Source organism: Sphingomonas sp. GW821-FHT10C01 (assembly GCF_059415525.1).
This window is the reverse complement of record NZ_JBWKNK010000001.1, coordinates 1,033,125-1,059,784: the sequence shown is the minus strand read 5'-3', so window position 1 is coordinate 1,059,784 and position 26,660 is coordinate 1,033,125. Positions and strand designations below refer to the sequence as shown.

27 protein-coding genes are annotated in these 26,660 nt (G+C 66.3%); 15 read left to right on the top strand and 12 right to left on the bottom strand.

What is annotated here, in order from left to right:
- The first annotated feature begins 105 nt into the window (after positions 1 to 105).
- The 4 genes from AC07M1_RS05165 (at position 106) to AC07M1_RS05150 (ending at position 6,812) form a co-directional block, all read left to right on the top strand.
- Complete coding sequence (locus AC07M1_RS05165) at positions 106 to 2,892, top strand: TonB-dependent receptor (protein ID WP_495161495.1); 2,787 nt, start codon at positions 106 to 108, stop codon at positions 2,890 to 2,892.
- On the top strand, positions 2,892 to 3,941 hold the full coding sequence (locus tag AC07M1_RS05160) for a phytase (RefSeq protein WP_495161494.1): 1,050 nt from the start codon (positions 2,892 to 2,894) through the stop codon (positions 3,939 to 3,941). The genes AC07M1_RS05165 and AC07M1_RS05160 overlap by 1 nt, the downstream gene beginning before the upstream one ends.
- Positions 3,942 to 4,014: 73 nt before the next feature.
- The gene (locus AC07M1_RS05155) at positions 4,015 to 5,481 is read left to right on the top strand and encodes a PQQ-dependent sugar dehydrogenase (protein WP_495161493.1); all 1,467 of its coding nucleotides are present in this window, start codon (positions 4,015 to 4,017) and stop codon (positions 5,479 to 5,481) included.
- Between the two features lie 38 nt (positions 5,482 to 5,519).
- On the top strand, positions 5,520 to 6,812 hold the full coding sequence (locus tag AC07M1_RS05150) for a M20/M25/M40 family metallo-hydrolase (protein ID WP_495161492.1): 1,293 nt from the start codon (positions 5,520 to 5,522) through the stop codon (positions 6,810 to 6,812).
- Here the strand turns inward: AC07M1_RS05150 and AC07M1_RS05145 are convergent.
- Complete coding sequence (locus AC07M1_RS05145) at positions 6,809 to 7,783, bottom strand: quinone oxidoreductase family protein (RefSeq protein ID WP_495161491.1); 975 nt, start codon at positions 7,781 to 7,783, stop codon at positions 6,809 to 6,811. The genes AC07M1_RS05150 and AC07M1_RS05145 overlap by 4 nt on opposite strands.
- An 88-nt stretch (positions 7,784 to 7,871) precedes the next feature.
- Between AC07M1_RS05145 and AC07M1_RS05140 the strand changes: the two genes are divergently transcribed.
- The gene (locus AC07M1_RS05140; protein ID WP_495161490.1) at positions 7,872 to 9,296 is read left to right on the top strand and encodes an aldehyde dehydrogenase family protein; all 1,425 of its coding nucleotides are present in this window, start codon (positions 7,872 to 7,874) and stop codon (positions 9,294 to 9,296) included.
- A gap of 39 nt (positions 9,297 to 9,335) precedes the next feature.
- On the opposite strand, the gene AC07M1_RS05135 is transcribed toward AC07M1_RS05140, so the two are convergent.
- From AC07M1_RS05135 to AC07M1_RS05125, 3 genes are read right to left on the bottom strand one after another with little or no spacing between them, the layout of a single operon-like run.
- Positions 9,336 to 9,698 carry a TFIIB-type zinc ribbon-containing protein gene (locus AC07M1_RS05135; protein ID WP_495161489.1) on the bottom strand — a complete coding sequence of 121 codons (363 nt, stop codon included), beginning with the start codon at positions 9,696 to 9,698 and terminating at the stop codon, positions 9,336 to 9,338.
- A gap of 50 nt (positions 9,699 to 9,748) precedes the next feature.
- Positions 9,749 to 11,521, bottom strand: coding sequence for an SLC13 family permease (locus AC07M1_RS05130; RefSeq protein ID WP_495161488.1), 1,773 nt, complete (start codon positions 11,519 to 11,521; stop codon positions 9,749 to 9,751).
- Positions 11,522 to 11,580: 59 nt separating this feature from the next.
- Entirely contained in the window at positions 11,581 to 11,805 is a 225-nt protein-coding gene (locus AC07M1_RS05125; RefSeq protein ID WP_495161487.1) for a hypothetical protein, read from the bottom strand.
- 180 nt (positions 11,806 to 11,985) lie between these two features.
- Between AC07M1_RS05125 and AC07M1_RS05120 the strand changes: the two genes are divergently transcribed.
- Positions 11,986 to 12,183, top strand: coding sequence for a hypothetical protein (locus tag AC07M1_RS05120; RefSeq protein WP_495161486.1), 198 nt, complete (start codon positions 11,986 to 11,988; stop codon positions 12,181 to 12,183).
- A 4-nt stretch (positions 12,184 to 12,187) separates the two neighbouring features.
- Here AC07M1_RS05120 and AC07M1_RS05115 read toward each other — a convergent pair whose 3' ends face one another.
- Positions 12,188 to 13,324: an alpha/beta fold hydrolase gene (locus AC07M1_RS05115; protein WP_495161485.1), complete on the bottom strand. Its 1,137-nt coding sequence runs from the start codon at positions 13,322 to 13,324 to the stop codon at positions 12,188 to 12,190.
- A gap of 59 nt (positions 13,325 to 13,383) precedes the next feature.
- Positions 13,384 to 14,004, bottom strand: a complete 621-nt coding sequence (locus tag AC07M1_RS05110) for a S24 family peptidase (RefSeq protein WP_495161484.1) — start codon at positions 14,002 to 14,004, stop codon at positions 13,384 to 13,386.
- 99 nt (positions 14,005 to 14,103) lie between these two features.
- Here AC07M1_RS05110 and AC07M1_RS05105 point away from each other — a divergent pair, with 99 nt between their 5' ends.
- Together AC07M1_RS05105 and AC07M1_RS05100 are read left to right on the top strand one after the other, a co-directional pair.
- Positions 14,104 to 14,298, top strand: a complete 195-nt coding sequence (locus tag AC07M1_RS05105) for a hypothetical protein (protein ID WP_495161483.1) — start codon at positions 14,104 to 14,106, stop codon at positions 14,296 to 14,298.
- Positions 14,295 to 14,609, top strand: a complete 315-nt coding sequence (locus AC07M1_RS05100; RefSeq protein WP_495161482.1) for a hypothetical protein — start codon at positions 14,295 to 14,297, stop codon at positions 14,607 to 14,609. Before AC07M1_RS05105 ends, AC07M1_RS05100 begins: the two co-directional genes overlap by 4 nt.
- Here AC07M1_RS05100 and AC07M1_RS05095 read toward each other — a convergent pair.
- Together AC07M1_RS05095 and AC07M1_RS05090 are read right to left on the bottom strand one after the other, a co-directional pair.
- Entirely contained in the window at positions 14,606 to 15,664 is a 1,059-nt protein-coding gene (locus AC07M1_RS05095; RefSeq protein ID WP_495161481.1) for a hypothetical protein, read from the bottom strand. The genes AC07M1_RS05100 and AC07M1_RS05095 overlap by 4 nt on opposite strands.
- Complete coding sequence (locus tag AC07M1_RS05090; RefSeq protein WP_495161480.1) at positions 15,661 to 16,875, bottom strand: TIGR04063 family PEP-CTERM/XrtA system glycosyltransferase; 1,215 nt, start codon at positions 16,873 to 16,875, stop codon at positions 15,661 to 15,663. The genes AC07M1_RS05095 and AC07M1_RS05090 overlap by 4 nt, the downstream gene beginning before the upstream one ends.
- A 105-nt stretch (positions 16,876 to 16,980) precedes the next feature.
- Here AC07M1_RS05090 and AC07M1_RS05085 point away from each other — a divergent pair, with 105 nt between their 5' ends.
- Genes AC07M1_RS05085 through AC07M1_RS05075 form a run of 3 tightly spaced genes read left to right on the top strand, consistent with a single transcriptional unit; the run spans position 16,981 to position 20,241 of the window.
- On the top strand, positions 16,981 to 17,127 hold the full coding sequence (locus tag AC07M1_RS05085; protein WP_495161479.1) for a hypothetical protein: 147 nt from the start codon (positions 16,981 to 16,983) through the stop codon (positions 17,125 to 17,127).
- Positions 17,120 to 18,481 carry a DUF5935 domain-containing protein gene (locus AC07M1_RS05080; RefSeq protein ID WP_495161478.1) on the top strand — a complete coding sequence of 454 codons (1,362 nt, stop codon included), beginning with the start codon at positions 17,120 to 17,122 and terminating at the stop codon, positions 18,479 to 18,481. Before AC07M1_RS05085 ends, AC07M1_RS05080 begins: the two co-directional genes overlap by 8 nt.
- 17 nt (positions 18,482 to 18,498) lie before the next feature.
- Entirely contained in the window at positions 18,499 to 20,241 is a 1,743-nt protein-coding gene (locus AC07M1_RS05075) for an asparagine synthetase B family protein (protein WP_495161477.1), read from the top strand.
- On the opposite strand, the gene AC07M1_RS05070 is transcribed toward AC07M1_RS05075, so the two are convergent.
- From AC07M1_RS05070 to AC07M1_RS05060, 3 genes are all read right to left on the bottom strand, one after another.
- Positions 20,238 to 21,107 carry a dienelactone hydrolase family protein gene (locus AC07M1_RS05070; RefSeq protein ID WP_495161476.1) on the bottom strand — a complete coding sequence of 290 codons (870 nt, stop codon included), beginning with the start codon at positions 21,105 to 21,107 and terminating at the stop codon, positions 20,238 to 20,240. The genes AC07M1_RS05075 and AC07M1_RS05070 overlap by 4 nt on opposite strands.
- Before the next feature lie 85 nt (positions 21,108 to 21,192).
- Positions 21,193 to 22,287, bottom strand: coding sequence for an MBL fold metallo-hydrolase (locus tag AC07M1_RS05065; RefSeq protein WP_495161475.1), 1,095 nt, complete (start codon positions 22,285 to 22,287; stop codon positions 21,193 to 21,195).
- A 76-nt stretch (positions 22,288 to 22,363) separates the two neighbouring features.
- Positions 22,364 to 23,017, bottom strand: coding sequence for a DUF1013 domain-containing protein (locus AC07M1_RS05060; protein ID WP_495161474.1), 654 nt, complete (start codon positions 23,015 to 23,017; stop codon positions 22,364 to 22,366).
- Between the two features lie 204 nt (positions 23,018 to 23,221).
- Between AC07M1_RS05060 and AC07M1_RS05055 the strand changes: the two genes are divergently transcribed.
- The 4 genes from AC07M1_RS05055 (at position 23,222) to AC07M1_RS05040 (ending at position 25,487) form a co-directional block, all read left to right on the top strand.
- Entirely contained in the window at positions 23,222 to 23,497 is a 276-nt protein-coding gene (locus AC07M1_RS05055; protein WP_495161473.1) for a hypothetical protein, read from the top strand.
- 61 nt (positions 23,498 to 23,558) lie between these two features.
- On the top strand, positions 23,559 to 23,723 hold the full coding sequence (locus AC07M1_RS05050) for a hypothetical protein (RefSeq protein ID WP_495161472.1): 165 nt from the start codon (positions 23,559 to 23,561) through the stop codon (positions 23,721 to 23,723).
- Positions 23,720 to 24,661: an aldo/keto reductase gene (locus tag AC07M1_RS05045; RefSeq protein WP_495161471.1), complete on the top strand. Its 942-nt coding sequence runs from the start codon at positions 23,720 to 23,722 to the stop codon at positions 24,659 to 24,661. Before AC07M1_RS05050 ends, AC07M1_RS05045 begins: the two co-directional genes overlap by 4 nt.
- Before the next feature lies 1 nt (position 24,662).
- Entirely contained in the window at positions 24,663 to 25,487 is an 825-nt protein-coding gene (locus tag AC07M1_RS05040) for a phytanoyl-CoA dioxygenase family protein (RefSeq protein WP_495161470.1), read from the top strand.
- A 23-nt stretch (positions 25,488 to 25,510) separates the two neighbouring features.
- Here the strand turns inward: AC07M1_RS05040 and AC07M1_RS05035 are convergent, their stop codons facing one another.
- On the bottom strand, positions 25,511 to 26,629 hold the full coding sequence (locus tag AC07M1_RS05035; protein WP_495161469.1) for a GGDEF domain-containing protein: 1,119 nt from the start codon (positions 26,627 to 26,629) through the stop codon (positions 25,511 to 25,513).
- Positions 26,630 to 26,660 lie beyond the last annotated feature (31 nt).

Below are 26,660 nucleotides of genomic sequence, written 5' to 3'. Positions count from 1 at the left end.
AACGTCACGCAACCGTCATCATTCCGCAACCTAAGCGACACGGATATCGCGCGTGAGTGACATGCGCCGCGCCTAGGCGGCCCCTCGACTCAATCGGGGGACCCCATGAACCGCAATTCTATCGTCGCCGCCCTTGCGGGCGCCAGCCTTGCGTCCGTTGCCATCGCGACCGCCACACCCGCAGCAGCACGGGAAACGTCCGAGCCTGCTGCGGAGGGCGATGAAATCGTCGTCGTGGGCAGCCGGCCGATCGCAGAATCGGAAGCGGCGGCACTCGAAGTACAAAAGAATTCCGATTCGCTCGTCGCCGTCGCGGCTGCGGACGGTGTCGGTCGCCTACCTGATCAGAACATCGCCCAGGCGGCTAGCCGCCTGCCCGGCCTCGCCATCGAGCGCGACCAGGGTCAGGCGCGCTACGTGTCGATCCGCGGCGCTCCCAACTACTGGACGACGCTGTCCTTCGACGGGATCAACGTGGTCAGCCCCGAAGGCCGCGACGCGCGCTTCGATTCGATCCCCTCGGCGATCGCCTCAAAGATCATCGTGTCCAAGGCCGTGACCCCGGACATGCCGGGCGAGACCGTTGCCGGAAACGTCAACATCATCACCCGCTCCGCCTTCGACTATTCGGGCTTCCACTTCGCGGGCAAGCTCGGGGGCGGCTATGCCGAACTGGGCAGCCGCGGCGAGTATGAAGGTTCGGCGGTGGTCTCGAACCGGTTCGAGACCGGCATGGGCGAAATCGGCGTGCTGGTGTCGGGCAGCTTCTACCAGCGCGACATGATCACCGACAATTTCGAGACCGACTATGAGCGCGTTTCGCAGGACCAGCGCCCCGGCAGCGGTACGCGCTTCTGGGCACATGAGACCGAGAACAAGCTCTACCGCCTGACGCGCAAGAACTGGTCGGTCTCGGGCCGCCTCGACTGGCGCCCCAGTGAAGGCAACCGCATTTCGCTGCGGTCGATCTACACGATCTTCACCGATGACGAGAAGCGCGACAACTATCGCTTCGACCTCGACGATCGCCAGAGCGATCTGGTCGCGAACACCGCCGCCTGCTCCACCACGGTCAACCCGACGCCGACTACCAGCGGTTATGCCGATGTCTGCGTCGGCAACACCCCGCTCAAGGGCACCGTCTATGGTATCGACATCCGCCAGCGCTCGACGCTGCGCGCCTTCCGCCAGTCGATCTTCACCAACACGATCGAGGGCGATCACGAATTCGGCGACGGCTGGAAGTTCAACTGGCTGGGCAACTACACCGAATCCAAGGATGACCGCTCGGTGGTCGGCGAGGCGAGCTGGGACAGCCCCAGCACCCGCACGCTGCGTCCGACCGTCGCCTATGATTTCACCGATCCCAATCGCGGCAATTTGACGCTGTACACCACCCAGCAGCTCAGCGGCCCGACCCGCTACCAGGCGGGAAGCCAGGTCACCGCGATCGACAGCTTCACCAAGCCGCTGTCATCGCTGACCATCCTCGACGCGATCGATACGACTAAGGCGTATACCGGCCGCATCTCGCTGTCGCGTGAGACCGGCTTCCTCGGCGCCGATGCGGTGTTCAAGGCCGGATTCCAGTTCGACCAGCGCACCAAGACGGTCGACGAGAATCAGCTGACGCTCAACACCGCCGCCCAGTTCGCCGCGATCGGCATGCCGACCGACTATGCGAACTTCTCGCTCAGCGAGCCGTTCCAGGGCAAGATCCCGCTCGGCTACACCTTCCGCTATTTCGATGCGGACAAGATGCGCGCAGCCTCGAACAGCGCGCGCAGCCAGTTCGCCTTCGCGCCTGCCACCGCCAACATCTACGACGTGCGCGAGCAGGTCTATGCCGGCTATGCGATGGGCACGCTGCGCTACGACTGGGGTTCGGTGGTCGGCGGCGTTCGCGTCGAGCACGTCACCAACCGCGGCATCGCGGTGGCGACGGTGGGCGCGACGACCGGCCCGGTCACGGCGGAATCGAGCCAGACGCTCGCCTTCCCCAGCTTCCACTTCAACTATAATCTCGATGACACGAAGAAGCTGCGCCTGTCGTTCAACAGCGGCGCCGCGCGCGCCGACTATGATCAGATGCGCCCGAACGTCGTGGTCAACGACCCCAACGGCACCATCTCTGGCGGCAATCCGTCGGTGAAGCCGGAGCGCGCCTATGGCGTCGACGGCTATTTCGAATGGTATCTGCGTCCGCAGGGCTATTTGATGGTCGGCGCCTTCTACAAGAAGGTCGAGGACGTGCTGTACCGCCAGACCCGCACCTTCAACTCCGACGCGCTGAACAGCGGTGGGGTCGACCGTTCGGGCTATGCCTTCTCGGGCATCACCAACGGCGGCGGCGGACGTGTGTTCGGCGTCGAAGCCGCCGCGCAGCTTCAGCTCGAGCCCTGGACGGACTCGCTTGGCCTGCCCGACTGGATGGGCGGCTTTGGCATCTCGGCCAACATCACGCTTAACGACAGCGAAGTGACCAAGCCCGCGATCGGCACCGTTCCGGCGCGCAAGGTGCGCCTGCCCGGCACCTCGGACGTCGTGTACAATGTCGGCGGATACTATGAGAAATACGGCCTGTCGGTACGCCTCCAATATCAGCGGCGCAGCACCTGGCTGGACGGCATCGCCGACGACCTGACCGATGCGGGCGACACCTATTGGGCGGCGGACGACGAACTCGACTTCTCGGCCCGCTACGCGGTGACGCGGAACTTCGAAATCTATTTCGATGCGTCGAACCTGCTCAACAATCCGGGCCGCCGCTATGCCGAGCCGGGCAATCTCCTGACCGCCACCGGTACGAAGACGCCGCATACCGACTACCAGACGATCGAGTGGGAGCGGTTCGGTCGCCGCTTCAGCGGCGGCGTGCGGATCAACTTCTGATGATCCGGTGCAGCATCATCCTCAGCCTGCTGCCGCTCGCGGCGGCAGGCTGTGCCTCGACCAAGAACGCGGTTCCGGTCGTCCCCACCACCCCGGCCGCCAGCGTCCAGGCGCGCGGCGAGACCGAAGCAGTGGGCACCGCCAATGCCGATGCCGCGGATGATCCCGCGATCTGGCGCAATCCGGCGAACCCGGCGGCCAGCCTGATCGTCGGCACCGACAAGAAGGCCGGGCTTCACGTCTATGACCTGACCGGAAAGGACCGGTTCTTCATCGACGCGGGCCGAGTCAACAATGTCGACCTCAAGGATATGGGCGACGCCGGTGTGATCGTCGCGGCGAGCGACCGCAATGATCCGCGCAACGCGAAGCTCGCGCTGTTCCGGCTCGACACCGTGAACGCGAAGCTCGTCTCGCTCGGCGCCGTGCCGGTCGGCGCGGGCGAGGCCTATGGCGTCTGCCTCTACCGCACTGGCGGGAAGCTCCACGCCTTCAACGTGATCAAGGACGGTACGATCCGGCAGGTCGAGCTCGACCTCTCGGGCGCCGCGCCCACGGGCAAGCTGCTGCGCACGATGAAGCTCGGCACCCAGTCGGAAGGCTGCGTCGCCGACGAGCGCACGCATCGTCTCTATGTCGGGGAAGAGGATATCGGTGTGTGGCGCTTCGACGCGCGTGCCGAAGGCCCGGTCGCGGGAACCAAGATCGCCGCTGCGGACACCGAGAAGCTCGTCGCCGATGTCGAGGGCGTCGCGCTCGCCACCGAGGGCGACGGCAATGGCGGCTATCTACTGGTCTCCAGCCAGGGTGACCATGCCTATGCCGTCTACCGTCTGTCGGACGAGGCCTTTGTCGGCCGCTTCCGCATCACCCCGGACAAGTTCGGCTCGACCGAAGAAACCGACGGCATCGAACTGATCACCGGCGATTTCGGCCCCGACTATCCGGGTGGCCTGTTCATCGCGCAGGACGGCTACAACCCGCCCCGGGCCCAGAACTTCAAGTTCGCGGCCTGGGCCGACATTAAGGCCGCGCTCAAGCTCGATTGAGGCATTGCGAGCGCGGCGGCGGGAACAAAGCCGCGCTCGCGCGTTTCGCTCCTGTTACGGCAGGAGGGAAACGATGCGGCTCTTCGTCATCTGCACGACGCTGCTTGCCGCCGGATGCAACGGCGGCGGTGGAAGCACTCCGTCCCCCAGCCCAACGCCCGCTCCGGCCAACCGTGCACCCGCCTTCACCTCGGCGGCAACGGCTTCGGTGGTTGAGAATATCCCCACCGTCCTCACGGCAACCGCAAGCGATCCCGATGGCAACCCGCTCAGCTTCTCGATCGTGGGCGGCGCCGACGCCGCGCGCTTCGCCATGACTTCAGCGGGTACCCTGACCTTCGCGCCCGCGCCCAATTTCGACCTTCCGGCAGATGCCGATGGCGACAATGTCTATCAGATCCAACTGCGCGTCAGCGACGGTAGCCTGGCCGCGACGCAGGACGTGTCCGTCACGGTCACCAATAGCCGCGAAGGGATCGCCGTCCGCCGCGTCGGCACCGGCTTCACCCAACCGCTCTATGTCGCACCGATCCCGGGCGATACGCGAGTCTATGTACTCGAGAAAGGCGGCGGCATCTGGCGGCTCGATCCTGCAACGGGCGCCAAGGCATTGATCCGAACCATAGGAAGCCTGTCGACCGATGGCGAGCGCGGTCTCCTGGGTCTTGCCGTCAACACCAATGCGCTCGGCACCTATGGCGAAGCGTTGGTGATGGCGACCGCCCCGGATGGCGCAGTGGAGATCCGTTCGCTTTCGCTGAGCAGTCCGGCAACGCCTTACACCGTCGTCCTGAGCACGCCGCATTCGGCCAACAACAATCACAATGGCGGCTGGCTCGGTTTCGGCCCGGACGGACATCTCTATGCGGGCATCGGCGACGGCGGCGGGGGAGGCGACCCCTCCAACAATGCGCAGAACACCAATGTCCGTCTCGGCAAGATTCTGCGGTTGGCCCAAAGCGGAGGCAGCTATGTCGCCGCATCCGGTAACCCCTTCATCGCCGGCGGCGGCGACCCCTATGTCTTCGCGCTCGGCCTGCGCAATCCGTTCCGCGCCTCGTTCGCTCCCGATGGCCGCCTGATCATCGCCGACGTCGGTCAGGGCGCGCGCGAGGAGATCGACATTGTCCGCGCCAACCAGCCAGGCCTCAATTTCGGCTGGCGCTTCCTTGAAGGGACTGAGCCATTCAGCGGCACTGCGCCCGCCGGCGTCACTCCGCCCGTCACCGAATACAGCCACGGCACCGGCCCACGCCAGGGGCGCTCGGTGATCGGCGGCTATGTCTATCGCGGACCGGTGGCATCGCTCGCGGGTTCCTATGTGTTTGGCGACTTCATCAGCGGCAATATCTGGAGCGTGCCCTACGCGTTACTGGTCGCGGGCAGCACGCTCGCGTCGAGCAACTACGAGCGCCGAAATCAAGACCTCACGCCCGATGCGGGGACGATCAACCAGCTCGCTTCCTTCGGCGAGGATGCGGCGGGCAATCTCTTCATCGTCGACCTAGACGGCGAGATCTTCATGGTGACACCCGGCTAAGGGTTGCGGCGCGCGAGACCAGCCGCTTTAACGTGCGCATGCTTCGCGCCCTCACCCCGCTCGCCCTGGTCCTCGCCCTTCCCGCCGCCGCGCAAAGCGGCGCCGAACAGAAGATGGCGACCACCGTGAAGGCGGAGAGCGAGCGCCACGTCGCGCTGCTGGAGAGGCTGGTCAACCAGAATAGCGGATCGCTGAACATCGATGGCGTGACCAAGGTCGGCGCGATGGTCCGCTCCGAGCTGGAGCCACTCGGCTTCAAGGTCGAATGGATCGACATGAAGGAAACCGGCCGTGCCGGGCATCTGGTCGCGACCCATACAGGCAATGGCAAGGGTAAGCGCCTGTTGCTGATCGGTCATCTCGACACGGTGTTCGAGCCGGAATCGCCCTTTCAGAAATTCGTCCGCGCCGGCGACCGCGCGTCCGGCCCCGGCATCGGCGACGATAAGGGCGGGATCGTCGTGATCGTGGCGGCGCTGCGCGCGATGCAGGCTGCAGGCACACTCAAGGGCGCCGATATCAAGATCGTACTGACCGGAGACGAGGAACGCACAGGCAAGCCACTGGAGGTGGCGCGGCGCGATCTGATCGCGGCGGGCAAATGGGCCGATGTCGCGCTGGAATATGAGAATCTCGCGCGCGACAATAGCGGCGACATGGGCACGATCGCCCGGCGCAGCTCGGCGAGCTGGACGCTCACCACGACCGGCAAGACTGGGCATAGCAGCGGCGTGTTCGGCGCCTCGCTCGGCTATGGCGCGGCCTATGAGCTGGTGCGCATCCTTGACGAGTTCCGCCGCACGCTGCCCGAGCGAAATCTGACCTTCAACATCGGCACGATGGCGGCGGGCACCCCGGCAACGCTCGCGTCGAACAACTATCAGGTCAGCGCAAGCGGCAAGACCAACATCGTTGCGGAGCAGGCCGTCGCGCGCGGCGACCTGCGCGCGCTCACGCCCGAGCAGGAGGCGAAGACCCGCGCCGCAATGCAGGCGATCGTCACGAAGAGCCTGCCCGGTACCAGCGCGAAGATCGAGTTCGAGGAATCCTATCCGCCGATGGCACCGACAGCGGGCAACCGCGCGCTGCTGGCCAAGCTCAATGCGGTCAACCGCGACATGAAGCTCCCCGAGATGACGGAGATGGACCCCGCCAAGCGCGGCGCGGCCGACAGCGCCTTCGTCGCGGCGGATGTCGACACGCTCGCGGGCCTCGGCGTCGCGGGTGGCGGTGCGCATGCCGAAGGCGAGTGGGTCGACTTGACCTCGATCCCGCTCCAGGCGCTGCGCAACGCGGTGTTCATGACCCGGCTCAGCAAAGAGAAGCGCTAAGGGATCAGCAAGGTCGCGCCGATCGTCTCGCCCGCCGCGATCGCGCGGTGGGCTTGCGCCGCATCCTCCAGCGCGAACCGCTGACCGATCTCGACGCTCAGCACCCCGCTCGCGACCAGCTCGAACACCCGAGCAACACCCGCCGCGCGTTCTTCGGCGCTCGCATAATAGTCGTACAGCGTCGGCCGGGTGACGAAGAGGGATCCATGGCGGCTCAACACGCCGAGGTTCACCCCTTCGACCGGCCCGCCGGCATTGCCGAAGCTGACGATCAAACCGCGCCGGGCAGCGGATTCGAGCGATGCCTCCCAAGTCGATCCACCGACACCATCGAGCACCACCGGCACGCCCGCACCGTCGGTGATCTCGCGCACGCGCTCGACGATATCCTCGCGCTTGTATTCGATGACGTGAGCGGCCCCCAGCGCCCGCGCCCGTTCGGCCTTCTCCGCCGACCCGGCTGTGCCGATCACCGTCGCACCCAGATGCTTGAGCCACTGCACCAGCAACTGCCCGGTCCCGCCCGCTGCGGCATGGACGAGCACCGTCATCCCCGCCTGCACCTTCGCCGCGCGCTCGACCAGATATTCGGCGGTGCAGCCCTTGAGCATCACTGCCGCCGCAACCTCATCCGAAATCGCATCGGGCAGCTTGAACAGAATATCCGCCGGCACATTGCGCTCGCTCGCATAGGCGCCGAGCCCCGGTCCATAGGTCGCGACCCGATCGCCCGGCACCAGCGCGGTCACGCCCTCACCCACCGCCTCGACTACCCCGGCCGCTTCACTGCCAAGCCCGCTGGGCATCGGCAGCGGATAGAGGCCCGAACGGTGATAGGTATCGATGAAGTTAAGCCCCACCGCAGTGTGTCGCACCCGGGCCTCGCCCGCCCCGGGCGGCGGCAGGTCGCGCGTCGCCCAGCCGATCACCTCGGGTCCCCCCGTCTTCTCGATCACCGCCATACGCGCCATGCACTCGCCTCCAGTTTCAGGTTGCAACCCTTGCCCCGCATGGCCATCTAGATCGCCATACCCGATCTTGGAAAAACCGGAGGCGAGCATGCGGAGCTATCTCAAGCAGTATATTGGTGGCGCTTGGGTCGAAAGCGAGGGCGGCACGCGTCACGATGTGATCAATCCCGCAACCGAAGCGCCAGTCGCCGAAATCACGCTCGGCTCCGCGGCCGATGCCGACAAGGCAGTCGCAGCCGCGAAGACGGCGTTCGAGAGCTTCTCCCGCACCAGGGTCGAGGAGCGGATCGCACTGCTCGAAGCGATCCTCGCCGAATACAAGAACCGCGCCGGCGATCTCGCCGAGGCGATCGCCGCCGAAATGGGCGCGCCGATCAGCCTCGCCAAGACGGCGCAGGTGGGCAGCGGCATCGGCCATCTGATGTCGACGATCAACGCGCTCAGGAATTTCGAGTTCAGCGAACAGATCGGCACCAGCCTGGTCGTGCACGAACCGATCGGCGTCGTCGCGCTGATTACCCCTTGGAACTGGCCGCTCAACCAGATCGTCGCCAAGGTCGCACCCGCGCTGGCAGCGGGCAATACGATGGTGCTCAAGCCCAGCGAGGAAGCCCCCTCTTGCGCCGCGATCTTCGCCGAGATCATGGACAAGGCCGGCGTGCCTGCGGGTGTGTTCAATCTGGTCCAAGGCGACGGCCCGGGCGTCGGCAGCGCGCTTAGCGGCCACAAGGATGTCGACATGGTCAGTTTCACCGGATCGACCCGCGCGGGCATCCTGGTCGCCAAGAATGCCGCCGACACCGTCAAGCGCGTGCACCAGGAACTGGGCGGCAAGTCGCCCAACGTCATCCTGCCCGGCGCCGACCTGCCGCGCGCGGTCCAGACCGGTCTGTTCAGCGTCATCATGAATTCGGGCCAGAGCTGCATCGCGCCAGCGCGCATGCTCGTTCACGAAAGCCAGGCCGACGAAGCCGCGCAGATCGCCAGCGGCGTAATGAAGGCGGTCGAGACCGGCGATCCCGCGCAGGAAGGCCGCCATATCGGCCCAGTGGTCAACAAGACGCAGTGGGAGAAGATTCAGGGCCTGATCCGCACGGGGCTGGAGGAAGGCGCCAAGCTCGAGACCGGCGGCCCCGGCCGTCCCGACGGTGTCGAAACCGGCTATTTCGTCAAGCCGACCCTGTTCTCGGGCGTGCGCAACGACATGACCATCGCGCGCGAGGAGATCTTCGGCCCGGTGGTGACGATCATCCCGTACAAAGATGAGGAAGAAGCCGTCCGCATCGCCAACGACACCGACTATGGCCTGTCCGCCGTATTGTTCGGCTCGCCCGATGAAGTGAAGCGAGTCGCGCCCCGCCTGCGCGCCGGCATGGTCTATATCAATGGCGGCCAGCCCGACCCCAGCCTGCCCTTCGGCGGCTACAAGCAATCGGGCAATGGCCGTGAGCACGGCAAGTTCGGCCTTGCTGAGTTCATGGAAGTGAAGGCGATGGTCGGCGCGCTAGCCTGACCGAAAAAACCCTCCCCGTTTCCGGGGAGGGTTTGAACCTTAGTCGAACAGCTCTTCGAGAAAGCTCTTCTTGCGCTTGTGCTTGTAGCGCGGGTCGTAGCCATGCCCGTAGCCCTGATGGCCATAGCCTGGCTGCTGCGGCGGAGGATAGCCCCCGCCCTGCTGCCACGGACTGCCCTGTGGTGGAGACGGAGGGGCTTGCGGGGCCTGGGGCGCAACGGGGGCCGCAGGCACCTCGCCCGCACCGCTACGCTCGATGATCTTGTCGAGCTCACCGCGATCGAGCCAGATGCCCCGGCATTGCGGGCAATAGTCGATCTCGATCCCCTGCCGATCGCTCATGTACAAGCCCACCTTGCACACGGGGCACAACATTCCGGCAACGGCTTCAGCGGTTCGCATCGAATACTCCTATGGTGGTCGTTACCGGCAACCTAGGAAGCGCCAGCCGCTCACGCAACTGGCCAGGTCCACAAGATCAACGGCGTACCGACGAGCAGCACCAGCAACGACAGCGGCGCGCCCAGTCGCGCATAGTCGCTGAACTTGTATCCGCCCGGCCCCATCACCAGCGTGTTGCACTGATGCCCGATCGGGGTCAGGAAATCGCACCCAGCCCCTACCGCCGTAGCCATCAGAAACGCCTCGGGCCTTAGCCCGAGATCGCCGGCAAAGGTCGCGGCGATGGGCGCCATCACCAGCACCGTCGCGGCATTGTTCAGGAACGGAGTCACCGCCATCGCCGCCGCCATGATCAGCGCCACCGCGCCCCACGGAGGCAGCGAGGCAGCGGTCACCGAAAGCCAGCTGCCGATAATCTCCGTCACGCCAGTGGCGCGCAGCGTGTCGCTGACCGGGATCAATGCGCCCAGCATGATCAGGATCGGCCATTCGACGTGTTCGTATGCGTCGCGAACGGGTAGCGCACCGGTAAGCACCACCGCGGCGGCGGCGGCGAAGAAGGCGATCGCGACCGGCACCGCGCCCGTCGCGGTCGCCACCATCGCGACGGCGAGGATCGCGATCGGCAACAGCCCCTTGCGCGTGCTGCCCAGCCGCAACTCGCGCTCGGCCAGCGGCAATGCGCCCAGTTCGTTCAGCGTCTGCGGCAACCCGCCCAGCGACCCTTGCAGGACGATCACGTCGCCCTCCCGGAAGATGACATTGGGCATCCGCCGCACGATCCGTTCACCCTGACGGGAAACCGCGATCAAATTGAGCCCGAAGCGCTGGCGCAGCATCAACGATCCGGCGGTGCCACCCACCAAGGGCGACCCGGCGGCAACCACCGCCTCGATCACGCCGATCTCGTCGCCTTCAGGACTTGCCGGCACCTCACTTGTGCCGACGAAATCAAGCTTGTCGCGAGCAATCACGCGTTCGAGGCTGTCGGGCGCCCCGCCCAGGATCAGGATATCGCCCTCCTGCAGCACCGTGCCCGGCGCGGGAGTCGCGCGCACGCCGTCGCGCAGGAACATGGTGATCGTCACCTCCTGCTCGTGCCGGGCGATGAAATCCTCGACCCGTTCGCCCACCGCGGCCGATTGCTCGACAATCTTCGCCTCGGTCGCATAGTCGTGGATGTCGAGCGCCTCCCCCATCGTCGGCGCCGCGCGGCGGTCGAGCGGGAGCAGCCGGTAGCCGAAGCGCAGAAAGATCAGACCGACGACGGTCAGGCCCAACCCGACCGGGGCATAGTCGAACATGTCGAAGGGCTGGCCCGTCATCTCCTCCCGTACGCGGCTGACGATGATGTTGGGCGAGGTGCCGATCAGCGTGATGAGCCCGCCCAGCAACGACGCGAACGCCATTGGCATCAGGAAGGCGGAGGGCGAGGTGTCCGACTTCTTCGCCATCTGGAACGCGGCGGGCATCATCATCGCCAGTGCGCCGATATTCTTGACCAGGGCCGACCCGAAGCCGACGCTTGCGGCGAGCAGCAGCAGTTGCGACCGCACCGTCGTCACATGCCTCTGCAGGCGGCGCATCACCTGTTCGATCACGCCCGATCGCTGGACCGCGCCCGACAGCACCAGCGCCGATCCCACGATGATGACGATATCGTCGGAAAAGCCGCGAAAGGCGTCGGCCGGCTTGACGATCCCGGCGGCGATCGCGGCCAGCAGCGCCATCACCGCGACGACATCGTAACGAAACCTGCCCCACAGGAACATCGCCATCATGCCGATCAGCACGGCGATCGACAGAATCTGCGGCAGTGTCATGAAACCCCCATGCGCCCTAAACGCCGGGGAACGATCAGGTTTCCATCAGATGTCGGTGATCAGTGGACCGTTCCCACCGCGCGCTGGACGCTCATCAGCACGATCAGCCGCTCGATCTGGCGCCAGCGGCAAAAGTGGATGTGGTTGCCCAGGTCGCGATACCGGTCCGCGCGGGCAGCCGCTTCGAACCCCGCATCGTCGCCGAACATCGCGATGAGTTCGGCAGCGTCGGTCACATGGGCACGATCGGCGAGATAGGGGATGGTCGATATCGCAGGCGACATAAGCGGGGGGCGCTCCGAATGATGCTGCACAGTCACGCATCGCCCGTGCCATGCCCGACAGAGTCTTACATTCCCGCGCATCACGAGGGTAAACCTACGGAAACCATAAGCTTTTCCACCGTACCGCGCGTTCCGCATCGGGACGGTGGCGTCCCGGCGCGGGACGTGGCAAGGGGGGCTATGGACCGCAAGCCCTCCTCCGCCCCGCGTGGCGGCACTCCCATCGCGGGCGGCGCGCTGCTCGCGCTCAGCCTGGTCGCCGGCACGGTGATCGGCGTGCTCAAGGGCCAGCCTTCACTCGGTTTCATCGCCGGACTTGGCGTCGGCCTCGCATTATTGTTGATCGTCGCGTTGATCGACCGCGCCCGTCGGGGCTGACCCGCTAGATCCTGCCGCAGTCGCTCGGCGCGCGCTGACCGGCGAACCGCGCATCGATCCAGTCGAGCGTCGGCTTCGCCTCGGTCCGCGCCACCGTCGCATGCTCCCCGCCGGGGATGGAGATGTAGCGGACGGCCTTGCCCGCTCGACAGGCGCGCTGTGCGAAATCGCGTACCACGGCGGGCGCCACGATGGTGTCGGCAGAGCCCGTGGCGACCAGCAGCGGCGAAGGAACACCCGCAGCCGAGACGCTGTTCTGGTGGATCAACCGCGCCCATTGCGGGTGCTTGGTCAAATCGAGATTGCGGGTCGCACGCTCCGCGATCGCGATCCCCAGTATCTGGCCCAGCTTCGGCTTGGCGAATGAGGAGATGCAGTTATTGTCGGCGAGCCGCAGCATCACATTCTGCGTCGATCGGTTGCCGAACGTCGCCATCGGCGCACCGTAGAGGCGCGACCAGCTCGCGGCGGTGAACGCAGTCAGGATCGTCCGCGCACGCTTGTCGCTCCCCTCAACCATGTTGCGGGCAAGGTCGGTGGGCGGCACGATCGCCGCGACCCCGACGAGGTTCAATTCGGGGGCGTAGCTCCGCGCCAGTTGCCCGGTCCACAGTGCCGCGAAGCCGCCCTGCGATTCGCCCCAGACCGCAAAGCGCAACCCGGCGTTGACACCGCGAATGTCCCGTGCCGCCCGCACCGCGTCGAGCACCGAACGGCCGGTGGGCACGCCGGCCAGGAAGGGGTGCATCATGTCCGATCCGAGGCCCGGATAGTCCGGCGCAACCACGGTATAGCCCCGCGCGATCACATCCGTGAGCGACGGGATGACCTTGAAATTGCTGTCGTCCAGCGACGGCGCGCACCGCTGCGCGACCCCGATCGCGCCGTGCGTCCATGCGATCATCCGTCCCGGCCCAGGTGCGGGCCGCGCCGGCGCGATCACCATGCCACTCACCTCGATCGGCTGGTTGCGGTCGCTCGTCGTCCGGTAGACTACCCGCCAGGCGCGCATCCCCTCGGGCGCGCTGCTGACCGGTTCGGCAGAGACCAAAGTCCCGGCACGTTGAGCGAAGGCGGAGGCCGGCGTGGTGAGCAGGGCCGCCGCAACGATGCTGGCCAGACTGGCGCGTGCACGGTGCATGGCGTTGAAATACCACAAGCGCAGCCGAAACGAAAAGCGTGGCAACGATTTTACGCGCGCTAAACCAGCGCCCGGTGCAGCCACACCACCCGGCCCACCACGTCGATCGCACGGACCGGTAGCACCTCACGCGCGAACGCCGGATTGTCGCTCACCACCTCGACCTCGGCACCCATCGCGCGCAACCGCTTTACCGCCACCAGCCCATCACGCCGAAAGACATAGATCGCTGGGCGCGCGCCCAAGGCCCGCCGCGCGCCATCAACGAGGATCTCGTCGCCGTCGCACAGATTGGGTTCCATCGACGCACCCTCGACCCGGATAGTCGAGGCCATGTCCGCGCGCACCCCCAGCCGCCGCAGCAGCGCGGGATCGAGCAGCAATTCGCTGCGCAATTCGGTCTCGACCAGTCGCCCCCGCCCCGCTGCCGCGCCCGCATCGACGCGCGCGACCGGCACCAGCCCTTCGACCGCAGGCCCGCCCAGCGCCGCATCGCTCAACCCCAGATAGCGCGCCAGCTTGCGCCGGTCGGCCTCCGCCAGAAGTCGCGGCGAGCCGCGCGTCACAAACTGCTGAAGATAGGCGGCATTGCGCCCAATCAGCCTGGACAGCGCCGCAAGCGATTCTCCCCGCGCCACCGCCGCGCGCTCCAGCGCCTCGCGTTGTTCGATCGATTCCATGTTTCGACCATAGCCGTAGGATTTTTCCTAGACAAGTTGGAAATGGGAACATTTAATGAACATTCGAAAGCGAGCGAGTCGGGAGAACAGGAGTGATTGATGGCGATTTTGGGCAAGGTGGAACGGTATCTGCGCAAGCATGGAATGCCGGCCACCAAATTCGGGCGGCTGGCGATACGCGACCCGCGATTGGTGGGCGACCTGCGCAATGGCCGCGAACTGCGAATGCGGACGCTGGCGCGGGTCGAGGCATTTCTCGCCGCGCCGCCACCCCCACCGGAAATGCGGCCATGAGGCGCTGGCCTGATCTGGGCGTCCAGTTGGAACGCGCGCTGGTGCGAAACGCCGCCGACGCCGGATTCGCGCTTGCCGTCACCGCCGCCACGGCAACGCCCTGGGCCAGCGTGACCTTCACCGGCGCGCGTCACCGGCTAACGCTGACGGCAGCGCCCTCGCCCTCGCTGGATGCCTGGCTGGCGAGCCTGCCCGAGGCCGAGTTCCGCCCGCGCGGTCATCTGGTCGCGGATCTTGCCGTGGTCGGGACGGCCCATGCCGCCGAACGGATCGAGATCATCCTCGAACTGCTGACGGTGGAAGATTGCTAGGCGCGAACCGCCATCTTGCGCAACGCGGCGAGCGCGCCTTCCAATCCGGGCGGCAACGGCTCACGCACTGGTTCTGGAGCGGGTGGAGCGGGTGGAGCGGGTTCGGGTGCCGGTTCCGCCTGCTGAATCGGTGCCGCCTCAACAACAGGCGCCGGGACCTGATGCGTGCGCCGGGCGATGCCGCGCTCCAGCCGGTCGAGCAGCGCGTTCACGCTGGCGTCGGTCTCGGGCGCGGACAGGCTCTCGAGTTGCGGCGTCGATGCGGGCACTGGCGCCGGGGCCGGGCGTACCGGCGGGCGCAATTCGAACGTTTCGAACCGCTCGCCTTCGGCAAGCGTGGGCGCACGGTTGAGCGGCGCCAGCGGCGGTGGCGGCGTCCGCGGAAGATCGGGAATCGCGCCCGGGTCGAACGCCGAGAGCGGCTGATCGAGATCCGCGGGCAGCGGCTGGGGCGTTGGCGGCGGCGGCGCCTTCAATTCAACATGCGGCAGCACGATCGACGGCACGGTCTCTACCGGCGGCGCGGGGGTGCCCATCGCGATAATCGGTTCGGGCGGCAGTTCCGGGAGATCGAGGTCATAGGCTTCAGCCGCTTCCCGATCGTGCTGCGCGGCGGCATGAACATCGGCTTCGATCGCTTCAGGCACGACGGCCTCCCCCTTCGCGCGGAAGGGCATGCCAAGGTCGCGAGTCGCCAGCAGCGGCGCGCGCGGCGGCGCGTCGGGATGGGCATCGGCGCGGCGCACCACCGGAGGGCGTTCACCCACCTCGGCCTCTCCACGCGACTCGCGCCACATCAGCAACGCCGACAGCACGAACCAGGCGACGAGCGCCGCGGCTCCGCCCGCGAATACACCGACCGTGATTCGCGCAGTCATGCCTAGCGGCGGTTCGGCGGCGGGAATGAAGGCGGCGATGCCACTCGTCACCACGATATCCGAAAGCAGCCCATAGGGAATCGCCAATGTCGCCAACGCCACGAACGCGCCAACGCCCCCCGCGCCGGCAAGCGCGAGATTGGGTGTCAGACGTTGAACGAGGCTGTTTGCGATCATTTCCTAGACCGTAGACCTGTTTCAATGAGCGTTTGGTAAACAGGTTCGTAGCGTGAAATGTTTGACGACCAGTTACGCTCCTTTTCAACGAACATCCGCGCCCGTTCGCGCTGCGCGTCCCAGCCGCCGCGATTCTCGAAGACCTTCGCCACGGCCTGTGCGAGCGCGGCGGGATCGTCGGGCGGGAACAAGGTGCCGGTGTCACCGTCGCGAATCAGTTCGCGATGCCCGCCCACGTCCGACGCCGCGACCAGCCGCCGCTGCGCCATCGCCTCCAGTGGTTTCAACGGCGTGACCAGATCGGTCAGCCGCATATGCTTGCGCGGATAAACCAGCAGGTCGATCAGCGAATAATAGCGTTCGACCTGCTCGTGCGGCACACGCCCGACGAAATGGATCGCCTGCGCCGCACTCGACGCCTTGGCCTGCGCGCGGAGTTTCTCCTCCATCGGCCCGCCGCCGACCATCAGCAGCCGCGCCTTGGGGCGCGCGGCGACCAGCGCCGGCATTGCCGCGATCAGGTCGTCCAGCCCCTCATAGTCGTAGAAGCTGCCGATGAAGCCGATCACCTCGGCATCGTCCAACCCCCATTCGGCCGACAATTCCGCGTCGCGCGCCGGCGGCTCGCCGAACAGATGCAGGTCGACGCCATTGGGCGAGATCATGATCTTGTCGCCGTCGATCCCGCGCGCCACCAGATCGCGCTTCAGCCCGTCGCAGATCACCGCGACGGCATCGGCACGCTTGCAGGCATAGGTCTCCAGCCCCCGGGTCGCGCGATACTTCATTGATCCTTCGGTCCCGGTGCCGTTGCCCACCGCCGCATCCTCCCAGAAGGCGCGGATCTCGTAGAGCAGCGGAATCCCGCGCTTCCTCGACGCGCGCATCGCCGCGAGCGGATCGATCACCGGCGAATGCGCGTGAAGGATATCGGGACGGAAACGCTCGACGACCTGGTCGATCCGTCGTGCGAATGCCGCGATCTCCGCCATTTCGCCCAGCACCGGGGGCAGCCGCCGCATCTGTTTGGTGCGGTGGAAATCGATGCCGTCGAGCGTCTCGAACGGCGCGTCGCCGGTGTGGTAGCGCGGCCCGGTGACCCCGGCGACCGTCCAGCCACGTTCCATCTGCGCCTTCAGGATCGCGCGGGTGCGAAAGGTGTACCCGCTATGGAGCGGAAGCGAATGATCGAGGACGTGCAGAATGCGCATGATATGAAGCCCTTGCCACGCCAGCACTTAACGCCGCGTCAACCTCGCCGCGCTAGGGAAAATGGTGGATTGGGTCCGAATTGAGCGCGTAAGGGGACGGCAGCGATGATCGACACTCTTGTGCTGGGCCTTACCCATGGGCTGCTGCTGCTCACCGCCTGGCGCCTGACCAACAGCCCCCGGCTCGACGACGAGAATGCGCCGCCTCCGGGTGAAAAAACCCCCAATCGCTGGGGCCGCAAGCGTGCGTGATCTCGCCTTCATCGCATTTCTGGTGGCAATCTTCGGGCTCGGCTTCCGCCGACCGTTCATCTTCGTGCTCGCCTATGTCTATATCGACGTCGTCTCGCCCCAGCGGATGAGCTATTTCCTGCTCAACGCCTTCCCGATCTCGGCGATGGCGGTGGGGTTCGCGGTCCTCTCCTGGCTCGCCTTCGACGACAAGAAGGATACGCGCGTCGCCCCGCGTCAGGGGCTGATGCTGATCCTGCTCGCCTATTGCTACTGGACCACCACCAAGGCGGACTTCCCGATCGACGCGATGTACAAATGGGATTGGGTGTGGAAGGCGCTCGCCTTCGCGATCTTCCTTCCCCTCACCTTGCGCACCAAGCTTCGGATCGAGGCGCTGCTGCTGTTCATGCTGTTGTCGCTATCCACGATCATCATCAACGGGGGGCTCAAGACCGCGCTGGGCGGTGGCGGCTACGGCCAGCTCAAGCTGTATGTCGACAATAACTCCGGGCTGTTCGAGGGCAGCATCATCTCCGCCGTCTCGATCTGCGTGATCCCGCTGATCCTGTGGTTCACCCGCCATGGTACGATCTTCCCGCCCGACTGGCGCGTTAAGACCTTTGGCTATCTGCTCATCTTCGCCTGCCTGCTGATGCCGATCGGCACCCAGGCACGCACCGGCCTGCTGTGCGTCGGGCTGCTCGCGATCCTGATGCTGCGCGACGTCAAGCGGCGCATGGTCTATATCGGCGGCGCGGCGGCGCTGGCGCTCGTCGCGATCCCCTTCCTGCCAACCGCATTCAGCGAGCGGATGGGGACGATCCGCACCTATCAGGCCGACGCCTCCGCCTCGACCCGGATCGCGGTGTGGCAATGGACGCTCGACTATGTGACGGACCATCCGTTCGGCGGCGGGTTCGAGGCATATCGTCAGAACGAGATCAAGTACGACAAGATCGAGATGGTCGGCGAAGGCGCCAGCGTCACGGTGGTCCGCACGCCCGAGATCGACAAGTCGCGCGCCTATCACTCTGCCTATTTCGAGATGCTGGGCGAACAGGGCTGGCCGGGCTTCGCGCTCTGGCTGATGATCCATCTGGGCGGCATCATCCGCATGGAAGTTCTACGCCGCCGCTACATGAAGGCGCCGCCCGATCAGGCATGGATCTCGCCGCTCGCCACCGCGCTCCAGCACGCGCACATGATCTATCTGTTCGGGGCGACCTTCGTCGGCATCGCGCTCAACCCGTTCGTCTACATGCTGGTCGGCGCACAGATCGGGCTCGACACCTATCTTGCCCGCAAGCGCGCCGAGGAAGGCATGAAGCCGATGCACAAACGGCGCGATTCCCCCGCGCCAGCACCGGCATGATGGGCTAAGGCACAGAAATGTCCGGCCTGTTTCTCGCCCGCAACGACAATCCCGACTTCGCCGCCAGCGCATTGACGGCGGCGCGCGAAGCCTATGCGGCGCAGGGTTTTTCCGCTCCCGCCGAGCACGCCCTGCCTGGCTGGTCGCTGCTACACTTTCCCTACATCATCGGCGGCCCGGCAGGCCTGCTGGTTCGCGGGGAGAATCTCGCCGTCGCGGCCGGCACCCCGGTGATCGACGGCAAGTTCGGTACCGCCGCGCTCGAAGCCCTGCTCGGCATGAACCCGCTCGCGCTCGACTGGAGCCGGATCGGCGGGCAGTTCGTCGCGCTGGTACGCCGCAACGGCCGCACTTTCCTGTTCGGCGACTATTTCTCGGCTTTCCAGCTGTTCCGCGACACCGGCGACCGGCTTTTCTCGACCTCGCTGCTCGCCGCCGCCCAGGCGATGCCGCGGCTCAGCTTCGATCCGCAGGGGGTGTACGAGCTCGCCTTCAACGTCATGCCGATCGGCGACGATACGGTGTTCAGCGAACTCAAGACGCTCTCCCCCTTCACGGTGATCGAATTGACCGATCAAGGCGCCGTCCATCACCGCGTGGAAAAGCCCCTTCCCGACACGCCATCGCGCCTTTCGCTCGCCGAGCAGATCGAGCGCCATCGCGCTCCGCTCGCGGCGATCGTCGGAGCGCATGTCGCGCAATTTGGAAACCAGGTCCGCAGCCCGCTGTCGGGCGGACTCGATTCCCGCCTGGTCCTCGCCGCGCTGCGCCAGGCCGGGTGCCAGCCCGAACTCTATGTCTATGGTCTGCCCGGCGACGAGGATGTCGAAATCGCCCAGGCGATGGGCAAGGCTTGCGGGTTCGAGGTCCATTGGACGGACAAATACGCCGAGACTCCGCCGCCCGATGCCTTTCCCGAGCTGGTCGCGCGCAACTTCCATCAGTTTGACGGCCTGCCCACGTTCGGCAACATCTTCGATAATGGCGCGCATGGCGAAGCGCAGCTTGCGCGCCATGCCGGCGGCGCGCTCGCGGTCTCGGGCGGGTGCGGTGAAATCTACCGCAACTTCTTCTACCTGCCCGACCGCCGTTTCACCGCGCATGACGTTGCCCGCACCTTCTTCGCGCGCTTCACGCCGGGCGACGCAACCGATGGGTTCGACGCCGGCGCCTTCCTAGATGGGATCGCCGCGCGCATACGCGAGGCGATCGAGCCGCCCGCCGCCACCGGCCAGCTCGATCGCACGCGGATCGAGCAGATCTACCCCCGCATCCGCTGTCGCGCGCTGTTCGGACGCGAGATCAGCCTGGAGGGGCGCTACAGCCCATATCTGATGCCCTTCCTCGACCATCAGGTCGTGGCCCAGGCGATGACGATCCCGCTCGGGCTCAAACACGCCGGCCGGTTCGAGGCAGCGCTGCTCAACGCGATCGATCCGCAACTCGCCGCCCAGCCGTCGGCCTATGGGCATGATTTCACCGCCGGGCCGGACCGAAAGCACCGGTTCACCGAATGGTCGACGCGCATCCGCCCGGTCTGGGTTCGCCAGCACACCTATGCGCTGCGCCGACGCATGGGTCCGATGGGCGACGAGCATGGCGGGCTGTTGTCGCCCGGCTATATGCATCGCGTGATCGACCCGGAATTCCCGGTGATGCGCCGTTTCTTCCGCATGGACGCGATCACCGACAGCGGCCTGTGGCGCCGCATCGCCAATCTCGAATATCTGGCGGCAGAACTCGGGTCGAAGCTGGTCTAGGCTAGGCTCTTCCCAAACAGGGCCAGCAGCCGCCCCCATGCCTTCTCAGCCTGAACCTGATTGTACACCGGGCTGTCGGGCGGGCACCAGCCGTGCAGGGCGCCGGCATAGACCTCGATCTCGGCGGGCAGCTTCGCCGCCGCGAATGCGGTGCGCAGCGTTTCCTTCTCCTGCGGGAAGCGCTTGTCGTCATTCTCGGCGACGGCGATCAGGAAGTCCGCCTTCATCTTCGGGATCAGCAGATGCGGGCTATCCGGTTTGTCCGTGGCCAGTCCGCCGCCATGAAACGACGCCGCCGCGCGGATGCGGCTCGGCAACGCCGCCGCGGTCTGCATGATGATCGGGCCGCCCATGCAATAGCCGGTGGTTCCGGCGCCGCGCTTCGGATCCACCTCGGGCTGCTTGTCGAGAAAGGCGAGGAACGCGCCGGCATCGCGCGCGATCGCGTCGGCGGTCAACGCCTGGCGCCACGGCAGAATCCGCCCGCGCACCTCCGGCTGATCCCAGGATTCCCCCTCCTTGAAAATCGGCAGCCCGCTGGTGCGGTAGAATTGATTGACCGTCAGTACCGCATAACCCGATTGCGCCAGCCGCTCGCCCATCTTGCGGAATGCGGGGCGCAGGCCGAACACGTCGGGCCATACCAGCACCGCGGGATGCCGGCCCTTGGCGGGGGCGGTGAAGTAGGCCTGCGCGACGCCGTCCGGCGTCTTGATGGTGATGTCGCGATGCTTCAGCGTCTGCGCATTGGCCGGGGCTGGCAGCAGCGCCGCCAGTGCCGCCGCACCAGTCATCCCGGCGAATTCGCGCCGCGATACCTTGCCGAAGGCGCGTTCATTGTCGGCGTCGGTCAGATCGTCACACATCGCTCAGCTCTCCCTGAATCGGCTCGGCGTCTATCCTAGGCGGCCTTCCTCGCCGCACAAACCCGGTTCGACGAACGCCACGTGGTCAGGGCGCGCGATACCACCAGACGCCGTCGCGCTCCTCGCGCATCGCACGTCCCTCGACCTCCAGCCGCCGCAGATGCGCCAGCGTCTCGCCGGTCGCCAGGCCGATCATGGTGCTGTCGATCTTCCGCCGGAACATCCGCCCGAAACAATCGACCGCCCGTCGCGGCTCGGTGAGATGCGCGTCCAGGATATCGAGCCGCTTCAAATGCTCGTCACGCAGCGCCGCCAGCCGCGCATGCAATCCGGTGAAGGGCTCGCCATGCGCGGGCAGCACCAGCAGATCTCTAGGCAGCCCCATCAGCTTGTCGATCGAGGCGAGCCACTCGCCCAGCGGATCGGCCTCCGGCTCGGTCAGCCCAAGCGACACGTTCGAACTGATCCGCGGCAGCACCTGATCGCCCGCGATCAGCACGCCTTCGGCTTCGTTCCACAGGCAGGCATGTTCGGGGCAATGGCCCGACGCGATCACTACGCGCCAGTCCGCGCCACCGATCGCGATCAACTCGGCGTCGACGATACGCCGGTAGGACAGCGGCAGCGGCGCGACCATCTTGCTCATCCGCCCGAACCCGCCGGCCGAGGCCTCGGCGATCTGCGCCTCGTCCCATCCCGCCGCCCGCCAGAAGGCGACCTGCTCGTCGGGCACGACGTCGCGCGCGTCAGCGGTCAGTACCCGCAAGGTCAGCCATTCCCCGCGCGTCATCCACAGTCGCGTCTGGAACTTGCGGCACAGCCAGCCGGCAAGTCCCGCATGATCGGGATGGAAATGCGTGCAGATCACCCGCCCCACGGGCCGTTCCGCCAGCGGCGACGCCGCGAACAACGCGCGCCACGCCTCGACCGCATCGCCGATGTTGAGCCCGGTATCGACCGCCGTGGTCGTTTCGCCGTCATCGAGCAGCCAGCAATTGATGTGATTGAGCGGCCCCGGAACCGGCAACCGGATCCAGCGCACGCCGCGCGCGATCTCGATGGCCTCGCCAATCGCCGGCACACGCTCGCCGAACGGATAGGTCAGTCCGCGATGGCTGGTCGCGACGAAGCTCTCGTCCTGCGTCAGCGAAACATCGGGTGAAATGGCAGGACGATCCATACCGCAAACAGTGACGGCGCGGAACTCGCTTGTCGAGTCGCCGCGCCGTCACGATACCGGAAAATGGAAAACCGGATCAGCTCTTGAACAAATTCTCCGCGGTCGGCTCGGGCGCGCCCGGCTCGCGGGTGGCCGCGTCGCGCTCGGCGCGCAGCTGCTCGAGCAGCGCCTCGCGATCGCCTTCCAGGCGGGTGTCGACCGGCGCCTCGATGCCCGCGGCCTTCGCCGCCTTGGCGACCGCCGAGTCCAGCTCGCGCTGGCTGGTCAGGCCCAAAGTCACCGGATCCTTCGGCGTGATGTTGGCGATGTTCCAGTGGCTGCGGTCGCGGATCGCCGCGATCGTGTTGCGCGTGGTGCCGATCAGCTTGCCGATCGCGCCGTCCGAAATCTCGGGATGGTTGCGGATGATCCAGGCGATGCCGTCGGGCTTGTCCTGGCGCTTCGACACCGGCGTGTAGCGCGGCCCCTTGGTGCGGCGGACCTGCTCGGGACCCTTGCTCATCTTCAGGCGATAGTCGGGATCGGCCTGGCCCTTGTCGATCTCTTCCATCGTCAGCTCGTGCGCACGGACGGGATCGCGGCCGGTCAGCTTGGTCGCGGCGGTATCGTCCGCGATCGCCTGCACTTCCAGGATGTGGAGGCCGCAAAAGTCGGCGATCTGCTCGAATGAGAGCGCGGTATTGTCGACCAGCCAGGAAGCGGTCGCATGCGGCATGAGCGGCTGGGCCACGTCAAAGTCTCCAGAAACAATAAGGGCCGCCCTCATCGGGCGGCCGTTCACGCTGTCCGATTTACGCGCAAGGGCCGCGCGAGGCAAGCGTCTTGGGCATTTCGCCTCACCCATGGGTTCGAACCTTGCCCCTGGCGGCGCGGAGACATAGGTTCGCGCCAGGGCGCCTCACGGCGACCCCGCCACGTCAGAGAGGAATCCCGCATGAAACGAGTCCTTCTTCCCATCGCCGCGGTCGCGGCGCTCGGTCTCGCCGCGTGCAGCGAGAAGGCGAAGAACGAAGCCGCCGAAGCCGCCAATGCGATCGGCGCCGACGTCAACGCCACCATGTCCGACGCCGAACAGGACGTCAAAGCCGCCACCGAAGGCGCGCTCGGCGATGCCCAGAACACCGCCGACAGCATCGGCAACACGGTCCACGAAGGCGCCGACAAGGTCGGCAACGCCGTCGAGGCCGCGCACGGCGAGCTCAAGAAATAAGCGCTGCGGGGCCGCCGCGATGGCGGCCCCATCCATTCCCCGCCGGATCCGAGGTGTCGTGATGCGTGCCCTTATGCTGCTCCCGCTGGCACTGCTCGCGGCGTGCAATTCGACTGACGACGCGACCGGCGTCACCGCGGACGAAGCCGCGCAGCTCAACGCCGCCGCCGATATGCTCGACATCAACGCGACCGAACCCAAGGCCGCCCCCGCGGAGGAGAAATGACCATGCGGCGGCTCGGCGTCACCGATATCGAAACCCCGCCAATGGTGTTCGGCGGCAATGTCTTCGGCTGGACCGCCGATCGCGAGACAAGCTTCGCGCTACTCGATCGGTTCGCCGGCGCCGGCGGCACGCTGGTCGACACGGCGGACGTCTATTCGGCCTGGGTTTCAGGCAACAAGGGCGGCGAATCCGAAGTCCTGATCGGCGAATGGATGCGCGCGCGCGGCAAACGCATCGGCGTCGCGACCAAGGTCGGCATGCTGCCCGGCGAAGGCGGCGAGAAGCTCGCCCCCACCCGGATCGCCTCCGCCTGCGACGCGTCGCTCAAGCGGCTCGGGGTCGAGACGATCGACCTTTATTACGCGCATCAGGACGACGAGAGCGTCCCGCAAGAGGAGGTATTGGTCGCCTTCCAGAAGCTGATCGACGCGGGCAAGGTGCGCCACATCGCCGCGTCCAATTTCTCGGCGGCACGGCTCAAATCGGCGCTCGACATCGCCGCACGCGACGGCCTGCCGCATTATCGCGCGCTCCAGCCCGAATATAATCTCGTCAGCCGCCACCGTTATGAGGGCGAGCTTCAGGATCAGTGCGTCGCGCACAATATCGGCGTGCTGCCCTATTACGGCCTCGCCTCGGGCTTCCTCACCGGCAAATATCGTGGCGAAGCCGATATCGGAAAGAGCGTGCGCGGCGGCCGGATGACCGCCCTTCTCGAAGGCAAGGGCCTGCCCGTCCTCGCCGCGATGGATGCCGTCGCCGCGGAGACCGGCGCCACCCTCTCCCAGATCGCGCTCGCCTGGCTCGCCGGACAGCCGGGAATCACCGCGCCGATCGCCAGCGCCACCAGCATCGCGCAGCTCGACGAGTTGATCGCCGGCTGGGATCTCACGCTTTCACAGGATCAGTTGGACAGGCTTACCGCTGCAGGAGTGTAGAATGGATCATGTCGCCGCGTATCTGGACCAGGGCTATGCCATCGTCCGTGGCGTGTTTTCTCCCGACGAGATCGCGGCGATCGGCGCCGCGATCGACCGGATCCATGAAGAGGGCGTCGCGCATGGTCGCAGCTTCCGCCACGGCAATCTCTTCTACAATGTCGCGCCCGATGCCGACGGCACGCCGCTGGTGCGCATGGTCCAATGGCCGTCCTATCACAATGCCGTGCTCGACGCGGTTCGGCTCGATCCGCGCTATCTCGACATCCTTCAGCCGCTGATTGGCCCCGATCTCAAGCAGATCATCAACCAGCTCCACTGGAAGGCGCCGGGTTCGCTCGGCGATTTCGCCTGGCATCAGGATTCGCGCTTCCGCAAACCCGACGCCGCCTATCGCAACCTCGGCACCTCCTACATCCAGACCGGCCTCGCCATCGATCCGCATACGCCGCAGAGCGGCGCAATGCGCTTCATCCCCCGCAGTCACACCGCCGGCCCGCTCGATCTCGACACCTCCACTGAAGTGCTCGGGACGGAGATGAGCGACGACGCGCTGGCTGCTGCCGGTATCGATCCTGCCCATGTCGTCGACCTCGTCCTCGATCCGGGCGATCTCGCGATCTGGAACCCCTATCTGGTTCATGGTTCGGGCCGGAACCGGGCCGACCACCAGCGCCGCCTCTACATCAACGGCTATGTCGCCGCGGCGGATTGCGATCGCGGCGAATGGGCGTTCCGCGACGGCCATCCCGTGCCGCTCGGCCCGGAAGCCGCGATCGTCCATTATGAGGAGTTGCGGGAGAATCCGCACCCCCATTATGTCTAGACAAAATTAGCCGGATTGACCGCTCAAGCCGCCATGCGCACGCGCCCGCCACCATGCGCCTTGGCGCCGTAGAGCGCCATGTCGGCGCGGAGCAGCACCGCCTCAATCGAATCGTCCTCGTCCATCGTCGCCGCTCCCACGCTCACGCCGATCCGCGCCGTGGCGCCGTCGTAATGATAGGGTTCGTCGGCGATCCGCGCGACGATCCGCGCGCCCAATCGCTCGATCGCGCCTTCGCTCATCACCGGCATCAGCAGCACGAACTCGTCGCCGCCCAGTCGCGCCGCATGGCCATGCGGCCCTGCGAGCCGAGCCAGCCGTTCCGCAACCTCGCGCAGCACCTGATCGCCCGCCGCATGTCCATGGCGGTCGTTGACCTGCTTGAACCCGTCAAGATCGATGTAGAACAGCGTGCCCCCCACCCCGCCGCGCCCGGCGGCGGCCAGGTTGAAGCCCGACCGGTTGAGCAACCCGGTCAGCGGATCGTGCGCTGCGCGATGGGCATGGGCCGCCTCGGCTTCCATCGTCGCGATCATCATGCCGTTCAGCCGCTTCGCCGCCTGCGACATGCTGAACAGCGCCAGCGGCGCCTGGATCATGGTCACCAACAGCACCGGATCGTCCGCCAGCGCGGCACTCGCGGCCATCGGCGCCAGCGTCGCGGTGCAGACCAGCAGCACGAAGCGCGGCGCGCCGAAATAGCGGATGCTCATGCCCCCGGCGATGCACGCGGTGGCGATATTGACCACGATCGCCGCGGCATAATCGCCGCTTAACGTCGTGATCGCCGACCCGAAGCCCAATGTGGTCGCCCAGACCAGCGTCAGCATCAGATAGAGGTCGGTGCCCGTCGCCGCGCCGCGCCTTGCCGCGCGCTGGTCGCGGTTGAGCAGCAGGATGCGCAACCCGATCGTCCCAAGCTCCAGCGCCAGCCACATCGCGAACAACGGCGTCTGGTGCCGCCACCAGACCACCGCCGCGCAGATCAATGTCGCGATCGCGGCCGAATAGAAGATCGGCAGCGAGCTGTAGAGCGTGCTCACTTGCGCCACGTGAATCGCCCGGCTGACCGGACGGCGGGTCCGGGTCAGCCAGTTCGTCACGCGCCATCGCGGCAGGCTGTACTTCAGGTCGCCGTCCAAACTGTCCTCCGGTGATTTCCGTTCCGTGGCA